We start from the raw sequence: 12065 nt of genomic DNA, 5'->3' as shown, positions 1-12065 counted from the left end.
AGGCTCCAGGCCTGGCCTCGGGCCGCGGGCGCTGTACCCTGCGCCCGATCAGCCCGCGCCCATGACCAGCTCCACTCCCATCGTCATCATCGGAGGCGGCTTCGCCGGTCTGGCCGCGGCCGTCCGCCTGGTCGATTCCGGCCGCAAGGTCCTGGTCCTCGAAGCCACCAAGGCAGGCGGGGGCCGCTCGCGCTCCTTCCACGACAAGGTCACCGGCCGCGAGATCGACAACGGTCAGCACCTGATGATGGGCTGCTACCACGAGACGCTGAGCTTCCTGAAGGCGATCGGGACGCCCATCGACCAGGCGATCCACTTTCAGCGCAACCTCGGGCTGACCATGATCAAGCCGGGCGGCGGCCGCATCGAGCTCGCCTGCCCGCCCCTGCCCGCGCCCTTGCACCTGGCCGCGGGCCTGCTGGGCATGCGCGGCCTGGGGGTGCTCCATCGGACCGCGGCCCTGCGCGCCGGGCTGATGCTCCAGGGCGAGATCATGCGCCCCGATGACAACGAGACCTGCGACGCCTGGCTGCGCCGCCTCGGCCAGACCCAGGCCGTGCGCGGGGCTTTTTGGGAGCCGCTGATCTGGGCGGTGCTCAACGACGATCCCCTGGTCGCCTCGGCGGCCATGCTGCTCACGGTGATCGAGCGCGCGTTCATGTCGACCCGCGACGCCTCGCGCCTGGCGATCCCCCGGCTCCCGCTCTCGGAGCTCTACGTCGACCGCTCCGTCGCGCTGATCCGCGAGCGCGGCAGCGAGGTCCGCTTCGCCAGCCCCGCCCGGCAGATCGAGCTCGACAGCGACGGCCGCGTGTCCGGCGTGATCCTCAAGTCCGGCGAGACCATCGCCACCACCGAGGTGATCAGCGCGGTCCCTCCCCACGCCATGCTCGAGCTGTTGCCCGCGCCCGCCCGCGAGGATCTGGTGTTCCGCGACGTCGCCCGCCTCGAGAGCTCGCCGATCGTGAACCTGTGGGTCAGCCTCGACCGCCCGATCCTGGATCGCGCCTTCGTCGGGCTGATCGCCAGCCCGCTGCACTGGCTGTGGGACCGCGATCGCGTCGAGGCCGGCGTCGACGCGGGCTCCCGCGCGGCCCCCAGCCGCGGCCCCAGCCTGCTCTCGGTCACCATCTCGGGCGCCCGCAGCTTCGTCAACGACCAGCCCGAGGCGCTGCGCGAGCTCTTCGTGGGTGAGCTCGGCCGCTTCTTCCCCCAGGGCCCCACGCCGGAGATCCTCGGCTTTCGCGTGGTCAAGGAGAAGCGCGCGACCATCAGCCACGCCGCGGGGACCTACCGCCGCCGGCCCGAGACCCGCAGCCCGATCCCCGGCCTGCTGCTCGCCGGCGACTGGGTCCGCACGGGGCTGCCGGCGACCATCGAGAGCGCCGTGCAAAGTGGCCACGACGCCGCCGCGGTGCTCCGCTAGGAGCCCGTGGTGGAACCCAGCGCGGCTCCTGGCGCCGGGATTTTCGTCGAGGGCGCGAAGCCAAAACGCCGCTGTACCGGGCGTACTGCAAGTTTTGGCGACAAAGCCCTCGGCGAAAAGACCAAGCCAGGTGTCGTGTTGGGTTTCACCACGGGCTCCTGGGGCGCCTCAGCGAGCACCGAGCGCGCTCAAAAGCGCAGCAGCGCCTCGACCCGCGCGTCCCCGAGGGCGCGCCGGCCCGCGAGGGCCTCGAGCTCGATCAGGAACAGGTAGCCGGCCACCTCGCCGCCGAGGCGCTCCACCAGCCGCCCGGTCGCCGCCGCCGTGCCCCCCGTGGCCAGGAGATCGTCGACGATCAGCACCCGCGCCCCCTTCTCGAAGGCGTCGGCGTGTAGCTGGAGCGCGTTGGTCCCGTACTCGAGCTCGTAGCGCTCCTCGATGGTCGCGGCCGGGAGCTTGCCGGGCTTGCGCGCGGGCACGAAGGCCAGGCCCAGGCGGTGGGCCAAGATCGGCCCGAACAAGAAGCCGCGGGACTCCATGCCGACGATCACGTCGAGCTCGCCAGCCATGTCCTGGATCTGGCGCTGGTGCAGCTCGACGGCCGCGGCGAAGGCCTGCGGATCGGCGAGGATCGGCGTGATGTCCCGGAACAAGATCCCCGGGCTCGGGAAGTCCGGGATGTTGCGGATCTTGTCGCGCAAGCCCAGGCGGAGGCGCTCGTCTTCGCTGCTCGTGCTCATGGTGTCTTCGTCGTCCCTGCGTGGTCGGCCAGCGCCCGCGACCACTCGTCGATCTCGGGCGCGGTGATGTCGAGCTCCAGCGGGGTCAAGGCGGCGTAGCCGGCCAAGACCGCCCCCGTGTCCTCGAGCTCGCTCTCGTCGCCGGCCAGCGAGGGCGGGCCGCCGATCCAAAAGTAGCTGCGGCCCATGGGGTCCTCGCGGCGATCGACCCGCTCGACGTAGCGGCGCTGACCGAGGCGAGCGACCCGAGGGCCGCGCACGGGGCCGCCGTCGGGTCCGTGGCCCGGCACGTTGAGGTTGAGCAGGTGCCGCTCCCCCGCCGCGCCGCGCTCGAGCAGCATGGGGATCAGCAGGCGCACGAAGGGCGCCGCGAGCTCCGGCTTGGCCCCCGCGTCCACGGACACGGCCAGGGCCGGGCAGCCGCGGATCAGCCCCTCTCGGGCGGCGCCGACGGTGCCCGAGTAGAACACGTCGGCGCCCAGGTTGTAGCCGGGGTTGATGCCCGAGAGCACCAGATCCGGGAGGCGATCGCACAGGTGCAGGGCCCCGAGGTAGACGCAGTCCACCGGCGTGCCCGAGACCGCGTACCAGCCACGGCCGAACTCCGGCGCGGCCTCGCTACGCAGCGAGGCCCTCAAGCTGATCGCGTGGGAGAAGCCGCTGCGCTCCTCCGTGGGCGCGCAGACGACCACGTCCGCGAATTCGGCAGCGATGTCCGCCAGCACGCGCAGCCCCGGCGCGCGGACGCCGTCATCGTTGGACACGAGGATCAACGGTCGGCTCACGGGCCTCGTCATAGCCTCCCCAGCCGCGACGAAAAAGCCCCACCACCCCCTTGCCCCCTCGCCGGTGAGCTGTTATCTACCCGCTCCCGTCGGGGCGTAGCGCAGTCTGGTAGCGCACTTGACTGGGGGTCAAGGGGTCGAAGGTTCGAATCCTTTCGCCCCGATACGACGGGGAGAGCGGTCCAAACGGACCGCTCTCTTTTTTTGTCTCGCGCACGACCCTCGCACACACGCATGTTGCGCGACAGCAGCGTGACCCGCGGTGACCCGCGCCCGCGCTTGGCGAGCGGCCCAGCTCGAGCGCGTCGCGGTGGCCGTGCCCAGCGGCACCACGCTGCGCTCGTCCCCGAGACTCGGGCTCAGCCGCGTTCGCGGTCGGGCCGCGCGAGCAGGGTCTGGTCGGCCAGGAGCGCCTCGGCCCCGCCGACCTCTCGCACGAAGGTGGAGGGGTCCGCGTGCTCCATGGCCTCGGAGCGCACGGCCACCGCGAGCAGGTCGAGCTGCTCGCGCACGCGGCCCAGAGACTGGCGGGCCTTGTAGATCCCGTTGACGGCGGCCGGCTCGATCTTCGCGGATCCCCCGCGCAGCTCCTGCCGCGCCCCGGCCAGGGTGAACTTGCGCTCGTAGAGCAGGTGCTTGATCCGCAGCAGGTTCTCGACGTCCTTGCGGCGGTAGACCCGCTGCTGAGAGCGCGACTTCTGCGGCTTGATGATCGCGAACTCGCCCTCCCAGTAGCGCAGCACGTGGGCGGCCACCCCGACGATCTCCGCGACCTCGCCGATCTTGAAGTAGAGCTTGTCGGTGCCGAGATCGAGCTCGTCACCGTCCGCCGCGGGCTTCGCCGCACCAGCTTTCCTGGCGCCGCGCTTTCGCGCGACCTTCTTCTTCGATGCCCCCATGAAGCGAAGCGATCGCGCGCTCAGCTCTCGCCGTTGATGGCGGACTTGAGCACGTTGCTGGGCTTGAAGGTCAGCACCCGCCGGGCCTCGATGGTGATCTCTTCACCGGTCTGCGGGTTTCGCCCCGGGCGCGGCTTCTTCTCGCGCACGACGAAATTCCCGAAGCCGCTGATTTTGATCTTCTCTCCGGTCTCGAGCACCGACTTCATGGTGTCGAAGACCTGATCGACGAGGTCCGCGGCCTCCTTCTTGGAGAAGCCCCCGACCCGCTCGCAAACGCGCTCGACGATGTCGGCTTTCGTCATCCAGTTCCTCCGTGAACGCCCATCCTCGCCTGCTTCGAGCGCCGACACAAGCCCCCGTCATCATTGAATATTTTGGGGGCAAGAGGAGACATCGGTCTAAGCTCGAGGTGACCCGCTAGCGGACCCGGAGGGCTCCGTCCTGGGCACGCAAGCGATCACAGGCGGCGGTGACGATGGCGTCGTGGAGCGCCTGAACCTCCGCGTCGGTCACGCTGCGCTCCCCTGCACGGTAGTGCAAGCGCAGCAGCAGCGCGTGACGCCCAGGCTCCACGCCTTTGCCGCGGTAGTCCTCGATGGCCTCGACGGCGTGGTGGGTACCTGACTCCGCAGACCAGCCCAGACACAGGGGGTCATCGGGGTGCTCGCTGGAGATCTCGTTGGCGAGCGCGTCCGCAGCCTCGCGTATCGCGCGACTGACATCGTGCGCAGAGATACCGTCGGCGAGATCCAAGGAGAGATCCCGAGCGCTCGAGGGGAAGCGAGGCGTGAGCGCGAACTGCACGGGTCCGAGCACGGGCAGCGCCTCGAACCACAGCTCGCCATAGGCCAGCTGGGCGCCGTCGAAGCCGTGGGCGTCGCGCAGGTCCGGGTGCAGCTCGCCGGCGACGCCGACCTGGCGGCCGCCGATCCACAGGCCGATCTGCACGCCGGGGTGCAGCCAGGGCACGATCGCCGCGGCGGCGGGCTCCGCCCACAGACCGATGGCCTCGAGGACCCCGAGGAGGTCGGCGATCACCGCCCGCGCCCCCTCTGCGGCCGCCCTTGCGGCCGCGCTCTCATCAGCCGGGCGCCCGCGATCCATGCGCAGGATGCCCACGCGGCGGTGCTCCTCGGGCAGGCGACGATCGACCGCGGCGGTCGGACCCTCGCCCGCGGCCCGCTCGCCCTCGGGCCAGCTGTAGATCCGCCCGTGCTCGAAGATCGCCAGATCGCGATCGTGGCGGGCGTGGTTGAAGGCCGCAGCGTCGAGCAGCCCCGGGAGCATGTGCGTGCGCATCACCGCCAGCTGGCTGCGCAGGGGGTTGCTGACGCGGACCATGCGCTCGGCCGGGATCTCGGTGAAGGGCGCCATGGCCTCCTCGGCGCCAAAGGCCAGGGACAGGTGCTCGACCAGCCCGCGGGCGGCGAGCAGCCCCGAGAGGTGCTCCACCCGGGCGCGCTGGGGGTCCTCGGGGATCGGCTCGGCGCGCTGGCTGCCCGCGCAGTGCACGGCCGGGATCGCGTCGAGGCCGTGGTGGCGCATGATCTCCTCGATCAGATCGGCCTCGCGCACGAGGTCCGGGCGGAAGCTCGGAGGCGTGCACCGCCAGGCATCCCCTTCGCGCACGAGCTCGACGCCGAGACCACGCAGGATCTCCTCGCAGCGCGCCTCGGGGATCTTCAGGCCGAGCAGGCCCGCGACCCGCTCGGGGCGCAGGACGATCGTCGGCGCCTCGGGCCGCTCACCCACGGCCTCGTGCCAGGCCACGCACGTCGCCCCGCACCAGGCGGCGAGCAGCGCGAGCGCCCGACCGAGGGCCATCTCGAGCTTCTCGCCGTGGTCGACCCCGCGCTCGAAGCGGTGGCTGGAGTCGGTGTGGAAGCCGTAGCGCTTGGCGCTGCGGCGGATCCCCGGCGGCGCGAAGTAGGCGACCTCGAGCAGCAACGCGCCGCTCCCAGCCGCGACCATGGAGTCCTCGCCGCCCATGACCCCGGCCAGGGCCTGGGGCCGCTCGCCGTCGGCGATCACCAGATCGTCCGCGCCGAGCTCGATCTCGGTGCCGTCGAGGGTGGTCATCGCCTCCCCTTCCCCGGCCATGCGCACCACCACCTTGCCCCCGGCCAGCTTGTCGCGGTCGAAGGCGTGCAGCGGCTGCCCGGTCTCCATCAGCACGTAGTTGGTGACGTCGACGACGTCGTTGATGGCGCGCAGGCCCACGCGGTGCAGGCGGACGCGGGCGTCGAGGGGCGCGCGCCCGACCGTGGCCCCCTCGAGGCCGACGGCGAAGTAACGCGGGCAGCGATCCCCCGCGCGCAGCTCGACCAGGCCCGGCTCCCGGGGGAGCTCGGCCGGCGCGCGCCAGGGCGCGGGGGCCTTCAGCTCGGCCCCGAGCTTGGCCGCGAGATCCCAGGCCACGCCGAGGTGCCCGAGGGCGTCGGGGCGATTGGGGGTCACGGCGATCTCGATGACCGCGTCGCGGATCCCCGGGACGCAGTCGCGCAGCAAGCTGCCCGCGGCCCAGTCCTCGGGGAGCACCAAGATCCCCTCGTCGTCACCGCCGATGTCGAGCTCGGCCTCGGAGCAGATCATCCCGCTCGAGTCGACGCCACGCAGGGTCCGCGCGCCGATCTCCAGGCCGCCGGGGAGCGTGGTCCCGAGCGGCGCGAAGGCGACCTTGCCCCCGATCGCCGGGAGGTTCGAGGCGCCGCAGACCACCTGGACGTCGGCGGCGCCGTCGAAGAGGCGAACGACGTTGAGCTTGTCGGCCTTGGGGTGCGGCGTGATCTCGCGGATCTCACCGACGATCACCTTGGGGAGATCGAAGTAGTGCAGGCCCTCGACCTCGAGGCCGAGGCCGGTCAGCGTATCGGCCAGGGCGGCCGCCGCATGGGGCGAGGCGCCCGCGGGGGTGCTGGGATCCACGTCGACGCGCGCGCCCCCGGGGAGGGTGAGCAGCTCGTCGAGCCAGGTGCAGGAGATCAACATGGGAACTGCTCCAGGACCCGAAGGTCGCCCTCGAAGAAGTGCTTGAGGTTGGGGACGCCGTAGCGAAGCATCGCCATGCGGTCGATGCCGAAGCCGAAGGCCCAGCCGGTGTAGACCTCGGGGTCGAGGCCGCAGCGCTCGAACACGGCGGGGTGGACCATCCCCGAGCCGCCGAGCTCGATCCAGCCGGTGTGCTTGCACAGCCCGCAGCCGGCGTTTGGCTGCTCGCCCTCACCGGGCGCGCGGCAGAAGGGACACTGCATGTCGAACTCGGCGCCGGGCTCGACGAAGGGGAAGAAGCTCGGGCGCAGCCGGACCATCAGGCCCGGGCCAAAGAAGGCGCGCACGAAGCCGTAGAGCGTGGCCTTGAGGTCGGCCATGGTCACCCCGCGATCGACGTAGAGCCCCTCGATCTGGTTGAACATCGGCGAGTGCGTGGGGTCGTCGTCGCGGCGAAAGACCGTGCCCGGGGCGACGATGCGGATCGGCGGGCGGTGGCTGAGCATGGTCCGCACCTGCACCGGCGAGGTGTGGGTGCGCAGCACGAAGCTCTTGGCCGGATCCCAAGCAGCCGCCCCTGCCCCACTGGCCGCCGCGCCCGCGGGCGGATCGACGAAGAAGGTGTCCTGCATGTCCCGGGCGGGGTGCTCGGGCTCGAAGTTGAGGCGATCGAAGTTGTAGTCCTCGACCTCGACGTGCGGGCCGTCGAGGACGTCGAAGCCCATGCGCCGGAAGATCACCTCGAGGGCGCGGCGCGTGGCGGTGATCGGGTGCACCGCCCCAGCCCGCGCGCGCTCGGGGACGAAGCCGAGGTCGACGCGGCGCGAGAGCTCGCGCTCGCGGGCCTGGGACTCGAGCTCCACGCGGCGACGCTCGAGGCCGCCCTCGATCGCCTGTTTGACCTCGTTGAAGGCCTTGCCCAGGGCCTTGCGCTGCTCCGGGGGCACCTTGCCCATGCGCTTGCGCAGCGCCGTGACCGAGCCCTTCTTGCCCAAAAAGCGCACCTGCAGCTCGTAGAGCCCGGCCTCGTCGGCGGCCGCTGGCAGGGCCGCCTCGAATGCCTCGAGCTCCGCGCGCAGGCGCTCGGAGGTGTCGTCTTCGGGTGTTTGTTTGGCGTCGGACATGGTCGGGTTCGGATCCGGCGGGATGCTATGCGCTGGGGGAGGTCAAACGCAAAGACCCGAGCCGTGAGGCCCGGGTCTTGCTGCGACGACGTCGAGGTGGAGTCTAGAGGGCGGCCCGGGCGGTCTCGACGACCTTGCCAAAACCGGCGGGGTCGACGATGGCGAGCTCGGCGAGGACCTTGCGGTCGAGGCCGATGTTGGCCTTGTTGCAGCCGTCCATCATGCGGCTGTAGCTCAGGCCCTCTTGGCGGGCGGCGGCGTTGATACGGACGATCCACAGACGCCGCATGGTCCGCTTTTTCTGCTTGCGGCCCGAGTAGGCGTGCATCCAGGCGTGGCGCACGGCCTCGGCGGCGCGGCGGTACATGGTGCGGCGACCGGCACGGAAGCCGCTGGCGGCCTTGAGCACGCGGTTGCGGCGGCGACGGGCTTTAAATCCTCGTTTAGCGCGGGGCATGGCTCACTTGGCTCCGTAGGGCAAAAGCGCGTGAATCCGGACCTCGTCGGGCTTGGAGGCCGTGGTCGTGCCACGGAGCCGACGGATGCGGTCGGGGTTCTTCTTGGTCAGGATGTGGTTCTTGTGCGAGTGCTTGCGCTTGACTTTGCCGGTCGCGGTGAACCGGAAGCGCTTTTTGGACCCGCTGTGGGATTTCATCTTGGGCATGGCGATGAACCTCTGTTCGACTCGTCGTCGCACCCCCGTGGCCGAACTGAACGGCCGCGCTGGGGGGTCGGCTGTTTACACTGAAGCGCCGGGACTCGCAAGGGCGCGCGCCGACGCTCGGGTTGGTGTCGCCCCCAGGCGCTCCTCGGCGGGAGCGCTGGGAGCGCCTGGTTTTCGTTGGCTGTCAGGCCCGGGACTCGGCGGCCGTGTCCTTGCTCTCGCCGCTCTCCTGAGCTGCGGGCTTCGACTCGGACTGCTCGCTCTCGGGCGCATCCTTGGTGTCGGTCTCGTCGGTCTCGGGCTCGTCGTCCGAGTCGGCCTTGCTCGCGCCGCCCGAGTCGGGCTTGCGCGCCGGCGGCTTGGGCTTGTTGCCGCCACCACCACCATCCCGGCGCGGCTTGGGCGCGAGGATCATGTTCATCCGGTTGCCCTCCATGGAGGGGATCTGGATGACGGTGGCGAGATCGGCGAGCGCCTTGACCACGCGGTTGAGCACGTCACGTCCGGTCTCGGGGTGGGTGATCTCGCGGCCGCGGAACTGCACCAGCAGCCGGACCTTGTTGCCGTCCTCGAGGAAGCGGCGCGCGTGCTTGACCTTGAAGTCGAAGTCGTGGTCGTGGGTCTTGGGCCGAAACTTGACCTCTTTGAGCTCCTGGCTCTTCTTGTTCTTCTTGGTCTCTCGTTCGCGCTTCGCCGTTTCGTACTTGAACTTGCCGTAGTCCATGATCTTGCAGACCGGCGGCGAGGTCTTGGGGTTGACCTCGACGAGCTGCAAGCTCTGTTCTTCGGCGCGTTGCATGGCGTCCTGCGTGGGCAAGATCCCCAGCTGTGACCCGTCGGCGTCGATCACTCGAACTTCGCGAACTCGAATGCGACGACCGACACGATGAGTTTCCCGCTTTCGCGGCGCGGGCCTAGAGCGTTTGCGTCCTATCTTTTTGCTCTCCTGAAAATCTTCGCAGCCTGAAGCGCAGCCATCTGCGTGAGCAGCGCGACAAGCCTATGCCAAGTTCCCCCGTCGCGCAGCGTTCGTCAAGAGCCCCCGAGATCCGGCATGGAGCCCCGGCCACCCGCCCAGCGGCTGGCGAGCCCACGAGCCACCCACCCCGCGACACCTCCCTGACACCGGCTCCACGCCCGGGCGGCCGGCCACGGCGGACGAGCGCAAGTTGGCCCAGGCTCGCGCGCAGCGGGCCCAGGGGCAGGTTGGGCGGGGTCGACGCCAACGCCCTCCCCCCCCTGACCCACGCGCGACTCGGCCCCGGAGGCCGACCCGAGGTCGACTGCCGGGGCCGAGCAGGCCGGCAGATCCAGGCGAGGGGAGCTCAGGCCGGGACGCGGCCCTCGGCAGAGATCCGCTCGACGAAGTCGGCGAGCGCCTCGGCCGGGCCGGTCTTGCCGTCGCGGCTGCGCGGAGCCACGGCCCGGGCCTCGACCTCCTTGTCACCGAGCACCAGCATGTAGGGCACGCGCATCAGCGTGGCCTCGCGGATCTTCAGGCCCAGCTTCTCGCTGCGGCGATCGGTCTCCACGCGCAGGCCCGCGGCCCGGCAGGCGGCCTCGACCTCGTCGGCCCAACCCTGGTGGGCGTCGGTGATCGGCAAGATGGCGATCTGCACCGGGGCCAGCCAGGTCGGGAACTTGCCCGCCGTGTGCTCGAGGTAGACGCCAAAGAAGCGCTCGAGGCTGCCGAGCATGGCCCGGTGGATCATCACGGGCCGGCTGCGGGCGTCGTCGCTGTCGACGTACTCGAGGCCAAAGCGCTCCGGCAGCTGGAAGTCGAGCTGGCAGGTGCCCAGCTGCCACGGCCGGCGCAGGGCGTCGCGCACACCAAAGTCGATCTTCGGCCCGTAGAAGGCCCCGTCGCCCGCGTTGATCTTGTAGTCGATGTTCTGGCGCTCGAGCGCCCCGGCGAGGGCCTGCTCGGCCCGCTCCCAGGTCTCGAGCTCACCGAGGTAGCTCTCGGGGCGCGTGGAGATCTCGATCTCCACGTCCTCGAAGCCGAAGACCTCGTAGGTCTCGAGGATCATCTTGGTCACGGCCTCGATCTCGTCCTCGAGCTGGTCGACGCGGCAAAACACGTGGGCGTCGTCCTGGCAGAAGGTCCGCACCCGCGTCAGCCCGTGGGTCACGCCCGCGCGCTCGTAGCGGTGCAGGCGGCCGAAGTCGGCCATGCGGATCGGCAGCTCGCGGTAGCTGTGCCGGGACTGGCGGTAGAGCACGCAGTGCGCGGGGCAGTTCATCGGCTTGACCCCGAACTCGCGCTCGTCGATCTCGCACGCGAACATGTTGTCCTTGTAGTGATCGTAGTGCCCGCTCGTGCGGAACAGATCCATGTCGAAGATCTGCGGGGTGATCACCTCGCCGTAGTCGTACTTGCGGTAGAGCCCGCGCACGTACTCCTGGAGCAGGTTGTAGATCGTCGCGCCGCGCTGCGTGAAGAAGGGGCTGGCCGGGGCGATGGGGTCGAAGTGAAACAGCCCGAGCTCGACGCCGAGCTTGCGGTGGTCTCGCTTCTTGGCCTCCTCGAGGTCCGCCAGGTACTTCTTGAGCTGCTTTTTGTCGGGGAAGGCCGTGCCGTAGAGGCGCTGGAGCATCGGCCCCTTCTCGTCGCCCCGCCAGTAGGCCCCGGCGACGCGCAGCAGCTTGAAGGCGCGGATCTGCCCGGTGTTCTCGACGTGGGGGCCGCGGCAGAGATCGACGAAGTCCCCGCTGCGATAGAGGGTCAGCGGCGCGCCCTCGGGGATCGAGGAGATGGCCTCGACCTTGAACGTCTCGTTGGCGGCCTGGAACAGCTCGACCGCCGCGTCACGCTCGACCGCCTCGCACACGAAGGGGTGCTTGCCCTTGACGATCTCCTGCATCTTCTCCTCGATGGCCGGGAAGTCGTCGGGCGAGAGCCGGTGGCTCATCTCGATGTCGTAATAAAAGCCGTCCTCGGTGTGCGGACCGAAGGCCAGCTTGGCCGCGGGCCACAGCTGCTTGATGGCGTCGGCCATCACGTGCGCGGCGCTGTGGCGCATGGTCTCGAGCTTGGACAGCTCGGGAACCGTGGGGTCGATCATGTGGGCGATTTCTTGGTCGTGTTCGGAAGACATGGCTTTGGGCCCTCGTTCGCTTCGGCCCCCGGCAGGGGCCGAGCGAGCAGGCTCGGGACCACGCCGGGGGTGCGCTCACCGGGTGGTAGTCGTCGTAGTGTCCGCCCCGTACAGCCGGGCAAAATTCGTGCTGGGCGCGCGGGGGGACATCGGTCCTCAAAGCTTGGCAACCGCTCCGCGCGGGCGCAAGGAAAAACCCCGGGAGCGAACTCCCGGGGTTTTAGGGCTGGGCGGCTTTGAACCGCCGACCTCTACCGTGTCAAGGTAGCGCTCTACCCCTGAGCTACAGCCCTTCAGGGGTCCCTGACGCCTCGGCATCGGGGACCGGGTAGGTATCG

General features: G+C 70.2%; 11 protein-coding genes and 2 tRNA genes. 2 read left to right on the top strand and 11 right to left on the bottom strand.

Annotated elements, in window-relative coordinates:
• Positions 1-61: 61 nt before the first annotated feature.
• Complete coding sequence (gene hpnE, locus G6O69_RS27995) at positions 62-1426, top strand: hydroxysqualene dehydroxylase HpnE (protein ID WP_172306537.1); 1365 nt, start codon at positions 62-64, stop codon at positions 1424-1426.
• Between the two features lie 188 nt (positions 1427-1614).
• Here hpnE and G6O69_RS27990 read toward each other — a convergent pair whose 3' ends face one another.
• Both G6O69_RS27990 and surE read right to left on the bottom strand, forming a co-directional pair.
• Positions 1615-2166, bottom strand: coding sequence for an adenine phosphoribosyltransferase (locus G6O69_RS27990; RefSeq protein WP_172306536.1), 552 nt, complete (start codon positions 2164-2166; stop codon positions 1615-1617).
• Positions 2163-2951 carry a 5'/3'-nucleotidase SurE gene (gene surE, locus G6O69_RS27985; RefSeq protein ID WP_346017094.1) on the bottom strand — a complete coding sequence of 263 codons (789 nt, stop codon included), beginning with the start codon at positions 2949-2951 and terminating at the stop codon, positions 2163-2165. Before surE ends, G6O69_RS27990 begins: the two co-directional genes overlap by 4 nt.
• Positions 2952-3041: 90 nt before the next feature.
• Between surE and G6O69_RS27980 the strand changes: the two genes are divergently transcribed.
• Positions 3042-3115 (top strand) — tRNA-Pro (locus tag G6O69_RS27980).
• Positions 3116-3310: 195 nt separating this feature from the next.
• Here G6O69_RS27980 and G6O69_RS39455 read toward each other — a convergent pair.
• The 9 genes from G6O69_RS39455 to G6O69_RS27935 all read right to left on the bottom strand — a co-directional run bounded on the left by G6O69_RS39455 (position 3311) and on the right by G6O69_RS27935 (position 12020).
• On the bottom strand, positions 3311-3850 hold the full coding sequence (locus G6O69_RS39455; RefSeq protein WP_217909926.1) for a MerR family transcriptional regulator: 540 nt from the start codon (positions 3848-3850) through the stop codon (positions 3311-3313).
• A 20-nt stretch (positions 3851-3870) separates the two neighbouring features.
• Positions 3871-4155 (bottom strand): integration host factor subunit alpha, encoded by a 285-nt coding sequence (locus G6O69_RS27970; RefSeq protein WP_172306534.1) that lies wholly within the window; start codon positions 4153-4155, stop codon positions 3871-3873.
• A 115-nt stretch (positions 4156-4270) separates the two neighbouring features.
• Positions 4271-6841 (bottom strand): phenylalanine--tRNA ligase subunit beta, encoded by a 2571-nt coding sequence (gene pheT, locus G6O69_RS27965; RefSeq protein WP_172306533.1) that lies wholly within the window; start codon positions 6839-6841, stop codon positions 4271-4273.
• Positions 6835-7965 (bottom strand): phenylalanine--tRNA ligase subunit alpha, encoded by a 1131-nt coding sequence (pheS, locus tag G6O69_RS27960; RefSeq protein ID WP_172306532.1) that lies wholly within the window; start codon positions 7963-7965, stop codon positions 6835-6837. The genes pheT and pheS overlap by 7 nt, the downstream gene beginning before the upstream one ends.
• A gap of 103 nt (positions 7966-8068) precedes the next feature.
• Positions 8069-8422, bottom strand: a complete 354-nt coding sequence (gene rplT, locus G6O69_RS27955; RefSeq protein WP_172306531.1) for a 50S ribosomal protein L20 — start codon at positions 8420-8422, stop codon at positions 8069-8071.
• Positions 8423-8425: 3 nt separating this feature from the next.
• A complete protein-coding gene (gene rpmI, locus G6O69_RS27950) occupies positions 8426-8629 on the bottom strand; it encodes a 50S ribosomal protein L35 (RefSeq protein WP_172306530.1) in 204 nt (67 codons plus the stop codon).
• Between the two features lie 184 nt (positions 8630-8813).
• The gene (infC, locus tag G6O69_RS27945) at positions 8814-9563 is read right to left on the bottom strand and encodes a translation initiation factor IF-3 (RefSeq protein ID WP_172308346.1); all 750 of its coding nucleotides are present in this window, start codon (positions 9561-9563) and stop codon (positions 8814-8816) included.
• 391 nt (positions 9564-9954) lie between these two features.
• The gene (thrS, locus tag G6O69_RS27940; RefSeq protein WP_172306529.1) at positions 9955-11727 is read right to left on the bottom strand and encodes a threonine--tRNA ligase; all 1773 of its coding nucleotides are present in this window, start codon (positions 11725-11727) and stop codon (positions 9955-9957) included.
• Between the two features lie 221 nt (positions 11728-11948).
• Positions 11949-12020 (bottom strand) — tRNA-Val (locus G6O69_RS27935).
• Between the last annotated feature and the right edge of the window lie 45 nt (positions 12021-12065).

The organism is Pseudenhygromyxa sp. WMMC2535, assembly GCF_011083025.2.
This window is presented reverse-complemented; position numbering and strand designations above follow the sequence as displayed.